General features: G+C 37.6%; 17 protein-coding genes. 7 read left to right on the top strand and 10 right to left on the bottom strand.

The window, feature by feature from the left end; all coding sequences use genetic code 11:
• Nucleotides 1-2 precede the first annotated feature (2 nt).
• The 7 genes from thiS (at nucleotide 3) to AC0QT4_RS06255 (ending at nucleotide 8,588) form a co-directional block, all read left to right on the top strand.
• Complete coding sequence (gene thiS / locus AC0QT4_RS06285; RefSeq protein WP_473200869.1) at nucleotides 3-200, top strand: sulfur carrier protein ThiS; 198 nt, start codon at nucleotides 3-5, stop codon at nucleotides 198-200.
• A 4-nt stretch (nucleotides 201-204) separates the two neighbouring features.
• Nucleotides 205-978 carry a thiazole synthase gene (locus tag AC0QT4_RS06280; protein ID WP_473200868.1) on the top strand — a complete coding sequence of 258 codons (774 nt, stop codon included), beginning with the start codon at nucleotides 205-207 and terminating at the stop codon, nucleotides 976-978.
• Nucleotides 975-1,580 (top strand): thiamine phosphate synthase, encoded by a 606-nt coding sequence (locus AC0QT4_RS06275; RefSeq protein WP_473200867.1) that lies wholly within the window; start codon nucleotides 975-977, stop codon nucleotides 1,578-1,580. Before AC0QT4_RS06280 ends, AC0QT4_RS06275 begins: the two co-directional genes overlap by 4 nt.
• Nucleotides 1,571-2,329 carry a hydroxymethylpyrimidine/phosphomethylpyrimidine kinase gene (locus AC0QT4_RS06270; RefSeq protein ID WP_473200866.1) on the top strand — a complete coding sequence of 253 codons (759 nt, stop codon included), beginning with the start codon at nucleotides 1,571-1,573 and terminating at the stop codon, nucleotides 2,327-2,329. Before AC0QT4_RS06275 ends, AC0QT4_RS06270 begins: the two co-directional genes overlap by 10 nt.
• Before the next feature lie 126 nt (nucleotides 2,330-2,455).
• Nucleotides 2,456-3,274 carry a uracil-DNA glycosylase gene (locus AC0QT4_RS06265; protein ID WP_473200865.1) on the top strand — a complete coding sequence of 273 codons (819 nt, stop codon included), beginning with the start codon at nucleotides 2,456-2,458 and terminating at the stop codon, nucleotides 3,272-3,274.
• Nucleotides 3,275-3,351: 77 nt separating this feature from the next.
• A complete protein-coding gene (gene pepN / locus AC0QT4_RS06260; protein ID WP_473200864.1) occupies nucleotides 3,352-5,979 on the top strand; it encodes an aminopeptidase N in 2,628 nt (875 codons plus the stop codon).
• 287 nt (nucleotides 5,980-6,266) lie between these two features.
• Complete coding sequence (locus tag AC0QT4_RS06255; protein WP_473200863.1) at nucleotides 6,267-8,588, top strand: sensor histidine kinase; 2,322 nt, start codon at nucleotides 6,267-6,269, stop codon at nucleotides 8,586-8,588.
• Here AC0QT4_RS06255 and AC0QT4_RS06250 read toward each other — a convergent pair.
• The 10 genes from AC0QT4_RS06250 to ccmE all read right to left on the bottom strand — a co-directional run bounded on the left by AC0QT4_RS06250 (nucleotide 8,575) and on the right by ccmE (nucleotide 20,495).
• Nucleotides 8,575-9,108, bottom strand: coding sequence for a methylated-DNA--[protein]-cysteine S-methyltransferase (locus AC0QT4_RS06250; RefSeq protein ID WP_473200862.1), 534 nt, complete (start codon nucleotides 9,106-9,108; stop codon nucleotides 8,575-8,577). The genes AC0QT4_RS06255 and AC0QT4_RS06250 overlap by 14 nt on opposite strands.
• A gap of 438 nt (nucleotides 9,109-9,546) precedes the next feature.
• Complete coding sequence (locus AC0QT4_RS06245; protein WP_473200861.1) at nucleotides 9,547-9,675, bottom strand: outer membrane protein; 129 nt, start codon at nucleotides 9,673-9,675, stop codon at nucleotides 9,547-9,549.
• 2 nt (nucleotides 9,676-9,677) lie between these two features.
• Nucleotides 9,678-9,893: a hypothetical protein gene (locus AC0QT4_RS06240; protein ID WP_473200860.1), complete on the bottom strand. Its 216-nt coding sequence runs from the start codon at nucleotides 9,891-9,893 to the stop codon at nucleotides 9,678-9,680.
• Nucleotides 9,894-10,706: 813 nt separating this feature from the next.
• Nucleotides 10,707-13,631 (bottom strand): bifunctional [glutamine synthetase] adenylyltransferase/[glutamine synthetase]-adenylyl-L-tyrosine phosphorylase, encoded by a 2,925-nt coding sequence (locus tag AC0QT4_RS06235; RefSeq protein WP_473200859.1) that lies wholly within the window; start codon nucleotides 13,629-13,631, stop codon nucleotides 10,707-10,709.
• A 95-nt stretch (nucleotides 13,632-13,726) separates the two neighbouring features.
• Nucleotides 13,727-15,109, bottom strand: coding sequence for a sensor histidine kinase (locus AC0QT4_RS06230; protein ID WP_473200858.1), 1,383 nt, complete (start codon nucleotides 15,107-15,109; stop codon nucleotides 13,727-13,729).
• Nucleotides 15,106-15,792: a winged helix-turn-helix domain-containing protein gene (locus tag AC0QT4_RS06225; RefSeq protein ID WP_473200857.1), complete on the bottom strand. Its 687-nt coding sequence runs from the start codon at nucleotides 15,790-15,792 to the stop codon at nucleotides 15,106-15,108. Before AC0QT4_RS06225 ends, AC0QT4_RS06230 begins: the two co-directional genes overlap by 4 nt.
• Before the next feature lie 79 nt (nucleotides 15,793-15,871).
• On the bottom strand, nucleotides 15,872-17,383 hold the full coding sequence (locus tag AC0QT4_RS06220; protein ID WP_473200856.1) for a Do family serine endopeptidase: 1,512 nt from the start codon (nucleotides 17,381-17,383) through the stop codon (nucleotides 15,872-15,874).
• Between the two features lie 217 nt (nucleotides 17,384-17,600).
• On the bottom strand, nucleotides 17,601-18,026 hold the full coding sequence (locus AC0QT4_RS06215; RefSeq protein ID WP_473200855.1) for a cytochrome c-type biogenesis protein: 426 nt from the start codon (nucleotides 18,024-18,026) through the stop codon (nucleotides 17,601-17,603).
• Nucleotides 18,023-20,008, bottom strand: coding sequence for a heme lyase CcmF/NrfE family subunit (locus AC0QT4_RS06210; RefSeq protein WP_473200854.1), 1,986 nt, complete (start codon nucleotides 20,006-20,008; stop codon nucleotides 18,023-18,025). The genes AC0QT4_RS06215 and AC0QT4_RS06210 overlap by 4 nt, the downstream gene beginning before the upstream one ends.
• Nucleotides 20,009-20,015: 7 nt before the next feature.
• Nucleotides 20,016-20,495 carry a cytochrome c maturation protein CcmE gene (gene ccmE / locus AC0QT4_RS06205; protein ID WP_473200853.1) on the bottom strand — a complete coding sequence of 160 codons (480 nt, stop codon included), beginning with the start codon at nucleotides 20,493-20,495 and terminating at the stop codon, nucleotides 20,016-20,018.
• Nucleotides 20,496-20,531: the final 36 nt, after the last annotated feature.

Raw genomic sequence — 20,531 nt, 5'->3', positions numbered from 1 at the left:
ACATGCAAATATTTGTTAATGGTGAAAGAATCCAAACAGAAGTTATGACTCTCAGTCTAGTGCTTGAAGAATTGGGTTATGATGGAAATTGGCTTGCAACCGCTGTCAATGCAGAAGTTGTTCCCGTCGAGGAACGAAGCCAATTTATCTTGCATGAAGGAGATAAAATTGAAATTTTAAGCCCAATGCAAGGAGGCTAAAACTATGCTGAATCTTTATGGACGTAAATTTTCTTCTCGTCTTATGTTAGGTACAGCGCAATATCCTTCACCAGCAATCCTTCGTGATGCTATTTATAAAGCAAATACAGAAATTGTAACCGTTTCATTGCGCCGAGAAACCGCAGGTGGAAAACAAGGTGGACAATTCTGGCAATTTATTAAAGACCTTAATGTAACAGTGCTTCCCAATACCGCAGGTTGCTATACTGTTAAAGAAGCTGTTACAACGGCTCGACTAGCACGAGATCTTTTTAAAACATCTTGGATTAAACTCGAAATTATTGGGAATCCGGACACCTTACAGCCGAATGTTTTTTCCTTAATCGAAGCAGCGCAAATCTTAAATAGTGAAGGTTTTGAAATTTTTGCCTATACAACCGATGATCTCATCGTTGCGGAAAAACTCTTGGACGTTGGATGCCATGTTATTATGCCTTGGTGCGCTCCTATTGGCTCTGCCAAAGGTCCTCATAATACCGATGGATTGCGTTCTATCCGCGCTTACCTTCCAGATGTTACTCTTGTTATTGATGCCGGAATTGGACGCCCATCCCATGCTGCTGTTGCTATGGAACTGGGGTATGATGCGGTCCTTCTTAACACTGCTGTTGCAAAAGCAGGTGATCCTGTCTTAATGGCTGAAGCATTTTCTAAAGCTGTTCAGGCCGGACGGATAGGGTATAAAGCAGGACTGCTCGAAGCACGTGATACAGCAATTCCTTCAACACCAGTCATTGGAAAAGCCGTATTTTCATGAAACTGGATCCATTTTATCTTATCGTTGACACTGCTGATTGGGTTGAGCGCTTGGTTCCTCTTGGAATAAAACTCATACAATTGCGTATGAAAAATGAAGATCCAAAAACGATTAGCCAACATATTAAGCGTGCAAAAAATGTATGCGATAAATTAGGAGCACAATTAATTATTAATGATCATTGGAAAATAGCAATTGATGAAAAGTGCAATTTTGTTCATCTTGGACAAGAAGACTTAAGCAACGCAGATCTTCCTGCAATTCGTAAAAACGGTATAAAACTTGGTCTGAGTACACACGATGAACATGAGCTCGATATTGCAATATCCGTTAATCCTGAATATATCGCCCTTGGTCCTATTTATCCAACAATTTTAAAAGAAATGAAATGGAAACCGCAAGGATTGGAAAGAATCAAACAATGGAAAAAAAGAATTGGTGCTCTCCCTTTAGTGGGCATTGGGGGCTTAACACCAAAACGCGCCATTGGTGTTTTAAAAGCAGGCGCCAACAGTGCTGCTGTTGTAACCGATATTATCCTTCATAAAAAACCTGAACAGCGTGCAAAACAATGGATAAAGGTAACGCAAGAATGGCGTTAAGACCTTCTATTCTTATTGTTGCAGGAACAGATCCAACAGGAGGGGCGGGTGTTGTTCGTGATATAGAAACAGCTGCCCATTTTCGAATAAAAGCAAATTTAGCTCTTACCTGCGTTAACGTACAAGATGATAACCACGTGACGGAAATTGTCCCTATGGATGGCAAACTTATCGCTGCGCAAATGCGCTGTGCCTTAGAGGCTAATCCCATAAGCGCAATAAAGATCGGTATGACCGGTACACAAGCAATTATAGCAGCAATCTGTAATGTATTAGAAGACTATCCCCATATTCCCGTTATTCTTGATCCTGTACTTATCGCCTCATCAGGAGGAAAACTAACAACAGAAACAATTATTGAAACTATGATTAATGCACTTCTTCCTCATGTTGATCTTCTAACACCAAACAGAGAAGAACTTTCTCTTCTCAGCACAAGCCCCTTGGCATCTCATGATGAACAAGCAATAGAACAAGCCAAAAAACTTCTCTCTTTTGGTTCGCGCTCTATCCTAATAAAAGGTGGACATGCCGAGGGCCCTCTTGCAATCGATAGCTTAATCGATGAAACTGGAATTCTACATATCTCCACTCCACGCTTAAAGGGAACAATGCGTGGAACAGGTTGTATCCTATCAAGCGCTATTGCTGCACATTTGGCATTAAATGAATCTCTCGTTGAAGCCGTCAAAAAAGCAAAAACATATATCTACACATTATTATTAAACCACCGTAAAAAAGAGCTCTAAACTCATATATCTTATCATGATTGATTAGTATTCTTATAATGAGATTAGCAACGAAAACATCATACAGCTTGAAGAATAATGCTATCTGGTCTATTCCTTTAAGAGATCTATGGATAAAAAAATACGATGTCAAACCAAACTCAGTACTCACTCTCCTATGAAGAGCTTCTCATTTTCTACAAAGAAAGTGGTGCTGATGCCGTGCTGGCTGAAGCACCCATTGACCGCTTTAGTCAATCAGAGGAAAAATTAAAGCAAGTAATAAACACTTCTCATCATCAAAAAATACCACCAATCATAAAGCAGCATAGCTCCCCACCGCGTAACTCTGATACGATACAACACACTCTCTCAGCCATAGAAATGGCAAAAAATGCTCACACACTTGATGAATTAAAGTCCGCCCTCCTCGCTTTTAATGGCTGCTCTTTAAAACTAACAGCAAAAAATACTTGTTTTTCAGATGGAACAGCAGGAAGTCCTCTCATGCTCATAGGAGAAGCACCCGGACGAGAGGAAGATATACAGGGAATTCCTTTTGTAGGAAAAGCAGGAATGTTACTTAATAAAATCCTCGCATCAATTGGCTTAGCAAGAAATAATGTTTACATAGCCAACACCATTCCTTGGCGCCCACCAGGAAACCGTACACCAACGCCAAGAGAAGTCGCATTATGCCGTCCTTTCATTGAACGACAAATTTACTTAGCTAATCCGCGTGTTCTTATAGCGCTGGGAGGGATTGCTATGCAATTTCTTACGGGATCTCAAAATGGAATTATTCGGACTCGGGGAAAATGGTTTACCTATGAGAGCGAAAATAATATAAAAATCCCTGTTATGCCAACTTTTCATCCTGCTTACCTTCTTCGAACACCGAGTCAAAAAAAGCTTACATGGATGGACTTTTTAGAAGTAAAAAATCTCTTAAACAACCTCTCGTAATTTCTTAAACTTCACCCTACCCCACAATATAAAGACCCTTTCGCTCATTCGCACTTAAATACAGATAGGAAAAAATTATGAAACAACCAAAAACGCCCATCTATCGTTTGGAAGATTATCAACCAACACCCTATGCTATCCCTAAAACACAGCTTTACTTTTGTTTAGACCCCCAAAAAACCTTTGTGACAGCAACATTATTCATTGAAGCACGCCAAAATACAAAAGAGAGAATGCCCCTTGTGCTTTCTGGCGATGATCTGTCATTAATTTCTGTTGCTATTAATGGCACAAAATTATCTGACGATGCCTATAAAAGCACTCCTTCATGCTTAGAGATTACAACCCCACCAGCAGCTCCTTTTACATTGCAATTGGTCACAGAACTGAATCCCGAAAGCAATCGCCAACTCATGGGGCTTTATCTTTCAAATGGTGTTTATTGTACACAATGCGAAGCAGAAGGATTTCGTCGTATCACCTATTTTTATGATCGCCCAGATGTTCTTTCCACTTATACAGTAAAAATTGAAGCAGATTCTCAGAAAATTCCCATCTTGCTTTCCAATGGAAACCTTATAGAGACAGGAATTCTTGAAGATAACCGTCATTTTGCTCTTTGGGAAGATCCTTATCCAAAACCATCTTATCTCTTCGCTTTAGTTGGTGGTGATCTTGATAAATTAGAAGATCATTTTACCACCGTCTCTGATCGGCGTATTAAACTTGGCATCTATGTTGAAAAAGGAAAAACCAAACGTGCAACCTATGCAATGGATGCGCTCAAACGTTCTATGCGTTGGGATGAGAAATGTTTTGGACGCGAATATGATCTTGATGTTTTCAACATTGTTGCTGTTTCCGACTTTAATATGGGTGCAATGGAAAACAAAGGGCTTAATATCTTTAATGATAAATATGTTCTTGCAGATCCTGAAACAGCGACTGATCAGGATTATAGAAATATCGAACGTATTATCGCACATGAATATTTTCATAATTGGTCTGGTAATCGTATTACCTGCCGTGATTGGTTTCAACTCTGTTTAAAAGAAGGCTTAACGGTTTACCGTGATCAAGAATTCTCTTCAGATCAAAATGTACGCAGCTTACAGCGAATTGAAAATATAAAAACATTGAAAGCTAAACAATTTACTGAGGATTCTGGTCCTCTTGCTCATCCTGTACGTCCGCGTCAATATAGACAAATCAACAATTTTTATACCGCAACGGTCTATGAAAAAGGTGCGGAAGTTGTTCGTATGGTGCGCACTCTTTTAGGCCCTGCTCTTTTTCGTAAAGGGATGGATCTCTATTTTCAACGCCATGATGGGCAAGCTTGCACAATTGAAGATTTTATCGCCTGTTTTGCTGAAGTTTCTCACCAAGATTTCTCACAATTCATGCTGTGGTATGAACAAGCTGGCACACCTCATGTGGTAATTGATACGGATTATAATGACGGTGTTCTAACAATTCACGCAAAACAACGTATTCCAGAAACGCCGCAACAAGACACAAAAAAGCCTATGCTTATCCCTATCGCTTTTGGGCTCTTGGGAGATAATGGAGAATCTCTCACTTATGAATCTGATACAGATATTCAATCAGACGTTATGCTTCTCTCCAAAGAAAATCAAACGTTCACATTAAGGGGATTACACGAAAAGCCTGTTTTATCACTGCTTCGAGATTTCTCGGCGCCTATCAATTTACAAACTCCATTCAATGAAAGCGAACTCACCTTTCTTGCACAAAATGACAGCAATCAGCTTAATCGTTGGCAGTCGCTTAACCATTTGATGACGCAAGCTCTTATTGAAGCTATTCAGGATAAAACACAAACAAAAGAAAACATGCCCCCTGCTTTACTAAAATTAATTGAAAACATCCTTAAAGATGAAAGTCTTGAACCGGAATTTCGCGCATTTTGTTTAAATTTACCGAGCGAAATTGAACTTGCCTATGCTATCGGTAAAAATATTGATCCAGAGCGGATTCACCACGTGCGCAATCAGTTTTTAGCTTCACTCGCACAGACACATCAGGAACTCTTCACAAAAGTTTATATGCAAATGGAAACCGATGAACCCTATTCACCAAATAGTGTACAAGTTGGAAAACGAGCATTACGCAACATTATGTTAGACTATCTTGCCATTGCGGAAGCCCAACCAAATCGTGCTGCCATACAATATGCAACAGCTGATAATATGACTGATCGCATCGCTAGTCTTACCATTTTAGTGCAGCACTTTACCGAAAGTGAGCAGACACAAAATGCCTTAAATGACTTTGAAAACCGCTACCGGCATGATCCTTTGGTCATGGATAAATGGTTTTCCATTCAAGCAATGGTTGCAGGAACATCAACACTTGTCCATGTTCAAAAACTCATGGAACATCCACTTTTTTCAAAAGATAATCCCAATCGCGTACGAGCCTTGATTGGTGTGTTTGCCTCTAATAATCTAACAGGCTTTAATCGAGCTGATGGTGCATCCTATCATTTCCTTTGCCAAATCATTTTAGAAATTGACAAAAAAAATCCACAGCTTGCTTCATGGTTATTAACAACAATGCGCTCTTGGCGACAATTAGAACCTGTTCGGCAACAAAAATTTGAAACTGCATTAAAAATAATTGCAGAAGCTCACCAATTGTCAAGCGATGTCGCTGATATCATCGATCGTCTCCTCGCTTGAAATAAAAAAAATACTTATAATCAATATGTTATAACATACCTTGTAAAATCATATCAACACACTAGGCGAGAACGCTGAGCCTATAAACAGGAAGTTTAAACCTGTTTATAGGCCACATTAGAATACCTTTCCACTTCCATAATCCACATTCAATAACAGTAAAATTATTTTTTCTAAAAAAAGACTGGACAGAGGACTCCTGTTTTGATTCATTGCACTTTATGGGGTTGTTATGAATATCGAAGCAGTTTTTAAAATATATTATTCCGTAATTAAAGGAACGAGAAATGGCTAAATTGGACGCATATAATGCGCCAACAGAGGGGTATGCTAATTCAAAATCAGGCGCTGACAATCATAAAGCGCACAAGGAGCATATCAACCTGTTTTCTGGCTCAGCCTATCAAAAACTTCTTTTTATTGAACCTTGGCTGCGACGTTCACTCCCCTTTGTCATTCTTGTATTTCTTGTCGTGCTAGCAGCAATTCGTTTTATATCAATCTATGATTGGCGCCATGCGATTGATAAAAGCACACGTTCTACTCTCACTCTCTCGGCCTCTCATATTACTAATATAATTGAACATGATTTACTTGCTGCTACGCAAAAGGGCAAAGTCGTTACCCTTTCTCACAATCATTTGCAAAATATCCTTACTAGTTTTAGCACTCAAGGCCTTGTCAATCCCAACACTGTTATGGCCATAGTCGATCAAAAAGGTAACGTCCTAGCTTCATCAAATTCCGAGATTATTGTAGGAAAACCTTTACAAGATTTTATCTCTGAAAGCATTGCTTTACAAGCTCTGGAAAAACATGCTGAAGTCATGAAAATCACAATAGGTAAAGATGTTGCCGCCCTTGCTGCTTTTCAGCAAACAGAAAATGGACACTATGGTGTTTTCATCAGTGAAAAAACACAGCATATCTACACGCAATGGCGCAAAATTTTCTCATTAAATATGACCCTGTTGATAGGAACAAGCGGTGTTATTTTAGCTCTCCTCTACGCCTATTACAATCAAATTATAAGAGCACGCAATACAGATTTGATTTCAGAAAAAACTCAAAATCGCATTGATATGGCAATGATGCGTGGACGCTGCGGTCTATGGGATTGGAATATGGCAAGCGGACGTGTTTACTGGTCGCGAGCAATTTATGAAATGCTTGGCTATGTTCCTCAAGATGCACTCCTCTCAATTTCCCAAATTACTGCTATTATCAACCCAAATGATGCTAATTTTTTTGATCTTGCTCAAGAATTAATGAGTGGTAAAAAAAAGCATATTGATCTTAATGTCCCCATGCGTCATGCTGATGGCCATTATATATGGATGCGTATTCGTGCTGAAGTTACCGACGAAGAAGAACCCCATTTGGTCGGTATTGCCTTCGATGTCAGTGAACAACGGCAAATCGCAGAAGAAACAGCGCAAGCTGATCTTCGAATTCGCGATGCAATTGAAAATATTTCAGAATCTTTTGTCTTATGGGATGCCGAGGAGCGTTTAGTTATGTCTAATAGCAAGTTTTGCGAATATGCAGCTATCCCTAAACAGGTTTTACAATCAGGAATCCAACGTGCAACCGTCGAAGCTATGGCTCGCCCTGCAATCAGTGAATATCCTCTCAAGGATGATGGTGATGGTAACTTAACGAGCATTCGCCAAACTGCCGATGGTTGTTGGCTTAAAATTAATGAACGCCGCACACAAGATGGAGGACTTGTTTGCATTGGTACAGATATTTCCGAACTTAAACAACAACAAGAAAAATTTGAAGATAGTGAAAGACGCCTTTTTTCTTTTATTCAAGAGCTCAAACGTGCTCGAGGAAACGCGCAACAACGTGCAACAGAAGTTGAAAAACTTAATAAAAGTCTGAAAGCAGAAAAAGAGCGCGCTGAAAGTGCTAACAAAGCTAAATCAGAGTTTTTAGCGAATATGTCCCATGAATTGCGCACTCCACTTAATGCTATTCTTGGCTTTTCGGATATCATGTTGCAATCCACCTTTGGTCCTCTTGGCTCACAACGCTACAAAGAATATATGCATGATATTTACAATTCAGGAACACATCTCCTCACACTTATTAACGATATCCTTGATATGTCCAAAATCGAAGCTGGTAGATTTTCTCTTGATTGTAAAAATATCAATCTCGAGCCCATCATCAGTGAAGCTGTACGAACACTCACGCCACAGGCCCAAGAAAAAAATATTTCTGTTACAACAAATATTGCTCCAGAACTGCTCGCAGAAGTGGATGGCCGTGCTATGAAACAGATCTTTCTTAATCTCATCTCTAATGCTGTTAAATTCACACCTTCTGGAGGGAGTATTGATATCTACGCTTTTAGGAAAAAAAATAACCTTATTTGTAGAATTAAAGATACAGGCGTTGGTATTCCTCAATCAGCAATAAAAAAACTTGGACAGCCTTTTGAACAAGTTGAAAATCAGCTCACTAAAACCCATACTGGTTCAGGACTTGGTCTGGCCATTTCGCGCTCCCTATTAGAACTCCATAAAGGGAAACTTGAAATTATCTCCAAAGAAATGAAGGGAACAACTGTTACCATTACAATGCCAATCAAACAAAGTTAAATTCCTCCTTTTGTTCTCGTTGTAGCAAAATCTGTTTCCGCCAAGCCCCCCAACGATATCCAGAGATAAAACCATTCTTGCGCACAACACGATGGCAAGGAATAATTAATGCTAATTTGTTACACGCACATGCATGAGCAACTGCACGAAAAGCATTGGGCATACCAATACGTTGCGCTAACGCTTCATATGAAATTGTTGCACCACATGGAATGTTACGTAAAACTTCCCAGACTTTCTGTTGAAAGACTGTACCCCTTATATCTAAGGGAAAATTATATTTTCTTACCAACTGAGGCGTTTCTATCATTGCTACAATATGTGCAACTTCGCTCTTAAATGTCTTATCATTATCCACCTGTTTTGCATCACCAAAACGTACCATGAATTCCTGTAATAATTGTTCTGTAGTATCTCCCAACGCTATATTACAAATTCCTTTTTGAGACTTTGCCACCAAAAGCCCGCCTATCGAGACGTTTTTCAAATAAAATATTTTTTGTTGGGAAATGTTTGGCATTTTGACTTTTTATATTTTAAAGGATTTCAGCACCATAAATAAAAGAAGTTTTCTCATCACATTCTCTAAAAGGGAAAACAAAATCTCCTTCAAATTCATCTCCTGAAGGATTATTCAATAATCATACTTGCCCCATTTTATGGAATAATAGATAAAATAGTAAGAATCTCAATTTCTGTTATACTTCAATCCTATTCGTTAAATATATCATGAATATAATTTTTTATCTCAAAAGTTTTTCTATTTGTATTTTCTTCCATCTAAACAAAACCTTTATAACAACACAAAAAACAAATTTCTAAGGAAAGAGAAAAGCAAGTCTAAAAGATACTCCAAATAAAATAACTTCTCTCTTAAAAGAGAATGCTCTATATCTCTAATAAAGATAAGAGTCCCATTTAAAAATGGGGTTTTTTAAAAATTTAAGCTTGTAATAAATTAAATTTTATAAGCTATACCAACACGAAAATCATTTGTTTTATAACCAATTTCAATTTGGTCATGGGCTAATTTTTTCTTACCATAATCTGAATAACGATATTCCGCACGCACGTAGCACCAAATCATTTTTACTTTAAAGTATGATGCATAATTGGATCAAACACCGCGCTCTCTTCTTGCACGAAATCCTCTGTTCGACTGGCTCTTCCGAGCTCTTCTGAAACTACTTTGGTTTTCTTCTTCCTCGACGATTTAACATCTTTTGTGTCCTTTTTATCAGACCACATTATATCCGTATCAATACCTATAATAAAACCACTGCCAACATCAATATTGGAACCCATATAGATACTCCCTACAAAACTAGAAAGTTTTGGCAGAGACTCTTTTGCTCATTGGAGTCCATTTTACCGTATTATTTCTTAAATAACTTGCACTGATTTCATTTGAAAAATTACAAATTTGACCTCCAAGGTAAAGACCTGTTCAAGAAAACGCTGAAATTGCGATAACAGATGCTGGCTGCTCCGAAGCTATAACACCCACCGTCTGCACTGTAGAAACTAAAGTTTAAAAAAATAGAATTTGTGATTAAATATTTTGTAGTCATAAGGCTCCCCTAAAAGCTAATGTGACACACAATGGCTGGATGTTTTCATATTAAAAAAAAATCTGTAGCAAAAATGATACATTATAAAAAAAATAAAATATCGATTGAAAAAATCCCAAAGAATTCATGAAGATGTCTGTCTGATATGTATCTCTCTATAAGGGACAATATCACAGATATACCTTAAAAAATAAACAAAAAGGACCCTCTGCTAATAGGTAAAAAGTCTTACTCGAATTTTCTGCATAAACAATAACAGTGAGAATAAGCTGATTTTAGAGAAAAATTCATCACACTAAGCATGAAAGATACAATACAAAGCTGATATACAGATTATGCTCTTTAAAAAAGATACTTAGATAAAATATAAGAAAGAAATATATAAATAAAAATCTATAATAATGAAAACATTGTAAATACTACTCATAAAAATTATTTATTTCATATTTTTAGTTTCTATTATTCAATAGCTTCTTATCATATATTAATTTTTGCATTTTAACTAACAATCATACAGAATGATTTCATAAATTATTATAAGATACATTCAATATTTCATTACGCGTGTAAAAATTGAACAGACTGATTGCCCTGTTTCCTCAAGTAATTTTTCAACACGAAGCAAATCAGGCTCTCCAACACTTCTTAACAAAAGGTCACTTAATCCAGGTGGCATATCATGAGAATCGAGAGAAGCATTTAAGCAAAGTCTTATAATTTGGCTCAAATTTGTATAAAGGCTATAGGCATGATGTAAATCAGAAATAAATGACTGATTAAGAAAACTGTTCGGTAACTGAGCTAAAATCTCCGCTGTCGTCGCACCAATTTGAAATGCAATCACATGCGTAATAAGAGCAAATTGAGCAATAAACTCTAAGTCCATAATACCACCAGACATTGTTTTCAAATCCCATCGATTCTCTGGCGGTTTTTCTTTTGCAATTAAAGCACGCATTTCACATACTGCTTTTGCTACATCCTTCTTATGACGAGGAAAAGAAATAATTTCACATACTTCATTTTCTAATTTTTGTAAAAAATCAGGATCCCCTGCGATACCCCGTGCCCGTGTTAAAGCAAGATGTTCCCATATCCATGCTTCTTTACGATAATATTTTTTAAAAAATTGAAAAGAAACAGCAACAGGCCCTTTATTTCCTAATGGCCGTAATCTTAAATCAACAGCATAAAGAATCCCTTGGCTTGTAAGAGTAGATAAAGCTGCAATCAAACGCTGTGTAAAACGAGTATAATATTGAGAAATATAAAGCGGCTTTTCTCCATCAGATATTTCCGCATCCTCATCATGTTCATAAAGCAAAATAAGATCAATATCTGAACCCGCAGTTAATTCATGACTTCCAAGCTTCCCCATACCTAGTATGCCGAAACGTCCTCCTTTAATACTACCATGAAGACTTGAAAATTCTTTTTGAACTGCAGAAAATGTTTTCGCAATCACAGTATCCGCAAGTGCAGTAAACGCAAAACCTGCTTTTTCTCCTGTAATTGTACCATTTAATATTCGAATACCAATCAAAAAACGTTGCTCATCAGCAAACCCCCTTAAGTGATCGAGAATTTCTTCATAAGACGTTATATTTTCAAGAAAACATTCAAGCCGTTTTTCTAGGTAAGTTTTTGTGGGCAATTCTGAAAAAAGAGTTGGATCTAACATTCCATCAAAAACATGTGGCTTACGTGTAATAATCTCAGCAAGACGTGGCGCAGCTCCCATGATAAGCACCAACATATCTAAAAGAGAGGGATTAGATTGTAATAAACTAAAAAGCTGAATTCCTGAAGGTAAACCTTGTAAAAAGCTATCAAAACACAACATCACTTCATCAGCCCGCTTTGTCGCACCAAAAGCTTTCAAAAGTGCTGGGGTTAATTCCGTTAATCTCTCACGTGCTTCCGCAGATTGTGTTGCTTTATAACGCCCACAATGGAGCGTGCGCATAATACGACAAATATCACTTGCTCTTTCAAAACCTAAACGACTTAATGTTACTAATGTCTCTGGATCATCTTCTTCACCCGTAAAAACTAAATTGCCAATTTCTAAACCAAGTTCTTGCTCATTTTCAAACAACGCAGCATAATGTTTTTCAACAACCTGAAGTATTTTTAATAAATCACGGATAAAGCTACTGCTCTCTTGATAGCCCATCAAATAGGCAACACTCGTAAATTGAGAAATATCATTTGGAAGAAGGTGCGTTTGTTCATCTGCAAGCATTTGAATACGATGTTCCACATTTCGTAAAAAAGCATAACTTTTTATAAGGCTCTCTTTCGTTTTTTCATTGATCCAACCAAGTTTGTAAAGTTCTGCTAACATTGCAACTGTTTGACGTCCACGTAATTGAGAAAAACGTCCACCAGCAATGAGTTGTTGTGTTTGAACAAAAAACTCAATCTCACGAATTCCACCTCGCCCTAATTTTATATTATGACCATAAGCAGCAATTTGACCATAATTTTTATATGCATGAATTTGACGTTTGATCGAATGAATATCAGCAATAGCAGCATAATCTAAATATTTCCGCCATACATAAGGAAAAAGCTCTTTGAGAAAGTTAAAACCTGCCTTTTTATCGCCCGCCACTGGACGTGCTTTAATCATAGCGGCTCGCTCCCAATTTTGCCCACGCCCCTCATAATAACGCAATGCAGTCCTTACCGGTAAGGCTAAAGGAGTTGAGCTTGGATCTGGTCGAAGTCGAAAATCAAGACGAAAGACATATCCATCCGCAGTACGTTCTTGAATGATGCGGATCAATCGACGGACCATTTTAGAAAATACATCAACACTGTCAGAAAGATTACCAATATGAGGGGACATTTCATCAATGAAAACAATAAGATCAATATCAGAAGAATAATTAAGTTCTCCTGCCCCTAATTTTCCCATCCCTAAAATGATTAAACCACAATCTTTTTCTGGATCATCACGACTCGACAAACTTATCTTACCATGATCATGTGCCTCTTTTAAAAGAAAACGAAGAGCTACACTTAACGCAATTTCTCCCAAACGAGTCAACCAAGTGCATGAAATTTCGTAAGTAAAAATACCACTCAAATCAGCTAACGCAATGAGAACATGTGCTTCTCGTTTTTTGCGCCTTAAAGCAGCCATTAATGAAGTTTCCTGTATAACTTCATTCTTATCAATTTTTGCAATATCATCGATGATTTCGCTCAATCTCGTTTCTATATCAACATTTAATAAGGGACTAAGATAAGATGGATTAGCAATTAAAACCTCACGCAAAAAAGGAGATAAAGTCATAACCGAGCTTATAAACTCAATTTGCTTTCCCTTATTTGAAATATAAGAAACAAGCGATTCTAATTTTTCCTTCCTTGCTTGTTCTTCAAGATCCCTCAACCATTGAGAACCACTCTCATCAAGGGGGCATAACGAGAGAAGCTGTTTTTTTAAAAAAGCATTTTTCATCTGCCCTCCCTTAAAAGGCATTGTCCCTTTTTTCTTTGCATTATACGGCAAATAAAAAGAGCTAGAGTTATTAAAATAATGAAGCAGAAACACCTTTAAGGAAATAATAAAACAGCCCTAAGCCCTGGATTTGCATTTTCCAGTAAAAGTTCACCACCATGAAGTTTCATAACGGCTTTTGCTATACTTAAACCAATACCAAAACCGGGCTGTGTGCGACTTTCTTCAAGGCGAAAAAAACGTTCTGTTACTTTTTCACGTTTATCCGCTGCAATTCCTGGACCATTATCGCTCACGACAACCAATAAATGTTCACCACGATATTCCATCGATAAGCAAACCTTTGCTTTCCTTCCATCTTTAGATGCATATTTAATTGCATTATCGATAAGATTAAAAATTGATTGAGCAACAAGTTCACGATTCAACTTAAGCTCTTTATCAAACGTATCCCCTAAGCGAAGCAAAACACCTAATTCTTCAGCAAAAGGCTCATAAAGTTCAACGGCATCTTCAAGGATTAACTTCATATTCATAACTTCAAGATGTTCAATTGTACTACTCGCTTCAATGCGTGAAATCATTAAAATAGCATTAAAAGTACGAATAAGTTGATCTGATTCAGAAATGACCCCATCAAGTGCTTGACGATATTCAAGCTTTGTCTTTTGTCCAGAAAGCGCTTCTTCAGCACGGTTTCTAAGGCGTGTCAGCGGTGTTTTCAGATCATGAGCAATATTGTCTGATACTTGACGCAAACCAATATTTAATTCTTCAATGCGGTCTAACATAACATTAAGATTAGCGGATAATCGATCAAACTCATCGCCTACTCCAGAAACAGGTAACCGCCCACTGAAATCACCATCCATCAAGCGCTGCGATGCATCTGTCACATGATCAATCCTTTGCAAGGCTCGCCTACCAACAAAAAACCATATGAGTAAAGCACCTCCAAGCATTGCCACAAGAGCAATCATAACTGCTTTACGAATAACCACTGCAAAACGCTCTGGTTCATCCAAATCTCGCCCTATAAGGACTTTCATAGCATTGGGCAAATCAACAACAATAGCCAAAGCGCGATGTTCACTTGTTTTGCCATGTTCCCCAAAACGTGAATACAAAAAAGAATTTGCAATAAAACCGTTATGATTCAAAAGACCTAATTCAATCCGTGCAACATTGCCTGCTAAAATGCGCCCCATCGGATCAGCAACAAGATAAAGAAAAGCCCCCGGTTGTCGTGAACGATAATCAATAGTGCGCATTAATAAAGGAAGACCACCATAATTATAAGCATTTTCAATATACCTCAATTCTTCATGTAAAGCTTGCTCCGTTTGCTCCGTTAACAACGAAGCAGAAAATGCTGTCATATAAATAGAAAGTCCTGTTGCAACGAGCCCAAACAATAAAATATAAAGTACTGAAAGCCTGAAAGCAGTCGTACGGATTATATTGATCAAACGATTCATTTTTTATCATCTGGTGTTTTCAGCATATACCCAGCTCCACGTACAGTATGGAGAAGTGGAATATCAAAATCTTTTTCAATTTTTGCTCTTAAACGGGATATATGCACATCAATGACATTGGTCTGCGGATCAAAATGGTAATCCCAAACATTTTCCAAAAGCATAGTGCGTGTAACAACCTGACCAGCATAACGCATCAAATATTCAAGTAAACGAAATTCTCGTGGTTGCAATATGATATTTCTTTCCCCTCGTTTTACTGTATGTGCTAACCGATCAAGTTCGAGATTTCCTACACAATAAACAGTTTCTGCCTCTTTAGGATTTTTCCGCCGTTGTAACACTTCAACGCGAGCAAGAAGCTCAGAAAAAGCATAAGGTTTTGTCAGATAATCATCACCCCCTGCACGCAAACCCGTCACACGATCATTCACTTGCCCTAAAGCTGAAAGGATAAGAACTGGTGTCTCATTGCCCTTAGCACGTAATTCAGAAATAATAGAAAGACCATCCCGATGCAAAAGCATCCTATCAATAACCATAACATCATAACTTTCTGTATCAGCTAAAGCATACCCAGCGTCCCCATCATAGGCAACATCAACTGAATGTCCCGCTTCAAAGAAAGCTTTTTCGAGATAACGACCCGTCTCACGATCATCTTCGATAACGAGTATCTTCATAAAACACATCTCCGTTATTTTATCAAATCGTGTAGTAGGACAGAAATCCACAAGATCTCTATCCTACACAAAAAAAGTGTTATTTTTTTAAAATTGGAAGAGCGACAAAACGATTTTGACCATTTGTTCGCACTTGTAGAAGGACAGCTTTTCGTCCTAGCTTTTGAGCGTTCTTGATTGTATCGGTAATATCAGAAATCTTTTTAACAGATTTATTATTCACTGTCACAATCACATCACCAGGGCGTATACCTTTATCTGCTGCATCTGAATCCGAATCTACATCCGTTACGACCAATCCTAAACCATCATCAGAAGGAGCAACAATCAAACCGTAATCTTCTAATGTTTCATCTGAATTACTCCGTTCATTTGAATATTTTGTTCCCTCTTTTTTCCCTTCATCTTCAGGCATTGAAGCAAGTTTAACTTTTATATTTTCCTCCTTACCAGATCTCCAGATCCCCAACGTTACTGTTTCGTCTGGTCTAATATTTGCTATACGCTTTGCTAAATCACGAGTATCATTAATTTTTTCACCATTCACTGAAATAATGACATCTCCTGCCTTGATACCAGCCTTCTCTGCGGGCCCTTTTAATAGATCAGTGATTAAAGTACCCTTATCCTCTTTCAAACCTATCGAGTCAGCAATTTCTTTTGTTACAGGTTGAATCTGCACCCCAAGCCAACCACGTTGAACGGAACCTTTTTCGATAAGTTGTTGCACAACTTGTTTCGCTGTCGCTGCCGGAATAGCAAAAGCAATCCCAACATTTCCTCCAGAAGGAGAAAAAATTGCTGTATTAACTCCTACGACCTTTCCATTGAGATCAAAAGTTGGTCCACCAGAATTTCCTCTATTAACAGCAGCATCAATTTGAATAAAATCATCATAGGAACCTGTCCCAATATCACGTCCACGCGCTGAAACAATTCCTGCTGTCACTGTTCCTCCAAGGCCAAAAGGATTACCGATAGCAACAACCCAATCACCAACGCGAAGCTTTAAATCATCACCAAAATCAACATAGGAGAATTTTCTTTTGTCGTTTACTTTCAAGACAGCAAGATCAGTTTTTGGATCTGATCCAATGAGCTTAGCGTTTAACTCTGTACCATCATCAAGAACAACAGAATAACTTGTGCCATCAGAAACCACATGATTATTGGTCACAATATAACCATCAGATGAGATAAGAAAGCCGGAACCAAAAGCTATAGGACGGAGTCTATGTGAGCGTGAGGGGAACTTGTTTTTAGGCTTATCCAACTCATAAAACTCTTTAAAAAATCTTTTTAAAGGATGTTGATCTGGTAGTTGGTCAATACCCGGTCCACTAAAAAAATTACTAAAAAACCAATCTTCTTTCTTTTTATTGCTCTTCACTTGCACTGAAACAACTGCAGGTTTCACTTGAGAAACAATATCTGCAAATCCCGGCTGCTGCATTAACGAAGTAAATACAGAACTTGCATGAGCCGTTGTCGTCCACAAGCTTGATGCACATCCACTAAAAAACAGTGCACTTTCCAACACAGCAGAAAAGCTTACTGCAACTAATGTTTTAAAGAAAGTTTTTTTAACCATTTGGTATACGCTCCTATTCAATCATATTCTTCTCTAGATGGCGATCATGTATAAGACACCAGACCTTACCGTTTTCTGTCTAAATCGTTAAAGTTTTGTAAGGTTTAAGGTCACAACAACGTATAATTATCAATAAGATTGAATTGCTAATTTAAACAACCTAAATTTTTTCATACAGTATTTCCTCTAATACAACAGTATTTTTGACTTTTTTCCCTCAAAAACACTCAAAATCATTATTTTTCTGCTTGCAGCATCTTATCCGAAACAAGATGGCACTCACACCAATAGAGAGAATTATAAAAGGAGACAACCATAAAAACCAAGTTATTTTATTAAATGGTGGCTTTAAGAGAATAAATTCACCATATCGCTCAACAAGAAAATCAATCACTTCTTGATTAGTATGACCCACTTTTAATTGTTCCCGAATCAACAACCGTAAATCACGTGCTAAGGGAGTATCTGAATCATCAATTGATTGACTTTGGCAAATTGGACAACGCAAATATGATGAAATCTCACGTGCACGTGACTCAAGAACTGTATCGTTTAAAATTTCATCCGGCTCCACTGCTCTTGCTAACGACAAAGAAAAAAGAGTAACAAAAAAAAGCAAAGTCCAAAATAGACCCTTTTTCATCTCGATACCTTCTCAAAAAATTTAAAGCGGAAGGCTATACGTTGATGCAACCCTCTACGGAGCCAATAACAAAAAAGAGAAAAACATCCGCCCATAGCCATCATCAATGCCCCTAACCAAACACAAATTACATAAGGCTTCCACCATATAGACACAACAAGCCCTTTATTATCCATCCGTCTCGGCACAATATATAGCTGAGATAAGCCATGATTTTGAATACCAACTTCTGTTGTTGACGTGTTTTGACTTGAATAAAAACGTTTTGATGCCGTTATATTGCGCACACCATTTTTATTTTCATATATTGTAAAATGAAATTCTATTATAGAATAATTTGGTCCAGCACCATCGCGGACTTTATCCAAATGAAGTGTTTTACCTGCTATTGTGACCATATCTCCTATCTGCATGGTTAAAATCCGCTCTTGTGAGAAAGTCGCAACACAAACAATGCCAAACAATGTAACACCTAATCCCATATGGGCCATTGCCGCACCAAAAATTGACCATGGTAATCCAATAAATCTCTTAATCCGCACCGAAAACGCTGTCTTTCGGTGTCCGCTTTTTTCCCAAAGATCAACTAAACTACTTAAGAAAACAAAGGCTGCAAGTCCAACTCCTAAAGTAGCAAAAATATCACGCAAAGGTGCTGCATAAAATGTTATAAAACAGATTACACAAACTAATATAAAAACAAGCCACAACCGCTCAACAACTGCAAGGAAATCACCACGTTTCCATGCCATCATTGATCCGAACGGAACAAATAATAACAATAACACCATTAACGGCCCACAAGTAATATTGAAAAAGGCAGCACCTACAGAAATTTTTTGCCCAGTTAATGCTTCAATTAAGTAAGGGTAGAGTGTTCCTATTAAGACTGTTGCTGTTATTGTTGTAAGTAATAAATTATTTAAGACAATAAAACCTTCACGCGAAATTGGCTGAAATAATTTCCCTGTTTTCAAAACAGGGACGCGTAATGCAAAAAGAAAAAAAGCCCCTCCAGTGAAAAAGGATAAAAGTGCAAGAATTGCTCGTCCCCGTGCTGGATCTACAGCAAAACTATGGACAGACGTTAAAAGACCAGAACGAACAAGAAAAGTTCCCATAAGAGAAAGGGAAAAAGTAAGGAGAGCTAAAAATAAAGTCCAACTCTTTAATGTCTCCCGCTTTTCAAGAACAAGAGCACAATGCAAAAAAGCCGTTCCCGAAAGCCATGGCATAAACGAAACGTTTTCAACTGGATCCCAAAACCAATAACCACCCCATCCTAGCTCATAATAAGCCCAATAAGACCCAACCATAATACCTAAAGTCAAAAAGCACCACGCAAGGAGAATCCAAGGACGAAGTAACCGTGCCCAAAGCCCATCAACATGTCCCATAATCAATGCTGCTATTGCAAAAGAAAAACAAAGTGAAAAACCAACATAGCCTAAATAAAGAAGTGGTGGATGAATTGCTAACGCGATATCTTGTAAAAGAGGATTGAGATCTTTTCCCTGTAATGCCGGTGGATTAACACGTAAAAAGGGGTTGGACATAAAAAGCATAAAAAAAAGAAAAGCGCTAGTAATCCAACTTTGGCATATTAAAATAAGGGCTTTAAGCTGTTCTGGAAAATGTTGGCTAAATAAGGCCATCAATGTGCTAAAAAAAGCGAGACTTAAAACCCATAATAACATAGATCCTTCGTGGTTTCCCCAAACACCAGTGATCTTATACAGCATCGGTTTTTCTGAATGAGAGTTCTCAACAACATTCAAAACAGAAAAATCAGATACGATATAGGCGTGAACAATAATCAAAAAAGATAAAAACAATAATGTAAAAGTAATATATGTTAGGGGAACAGCTGTTTGCATTAACGAGCGCTCCTTCCACAAAAAACCTAAAATAGGAAGGAAAGCCCCTAATAAACTCACTGCAAAAGCTGCAGATAAAAAAATATGACCCAATTCAACAAACACAACCGAATTATTTCTCCAAATTGTGATGTTTTTTCAAACGATCAGCTGTTTCTTTAGACATATAAGTTTCATCATGTTTTGCTAAAATACGCGTACCTACGAAAAAAAACTTTTTATCGAAATATCCTTCTACGATAACCCCCTGACCTTCCCGAAAAAGATCGGGTAAAATACCATTGAAAATCACTTTTTCACGTTTTATGTTATCCGTTACAAAAAAAATAACGCCCATCTCTCCGATATATTCAACCGTCCCCTTTTCAACAAAACCACCTAAACGCAAAGAACGCCCAGTTAAAATATCTTCTCTTGTGATTTCAGATGGTATTCGAAAAAAACTAACTGCATTACGCATTGCATACATAATAAGACTCGATGCAATTGTTATAATCAAACAATATGATAAGGTTAACAGCAATCGCTTTTTTTTCCGCTGCTTTAAAATGTCCCTCAATGAAGGGGCGTTATGGAAGGAGAAGCTACTCATAGACTATCTACAAAATTTCTTTTATAAATGCGGTGT

It is taken from the genome of Bartonella sp. EBT8, assembly GCF_055796165.1.
This window is presented reverse-complemented; position numbering and strand designations above follow the sequence as displayed.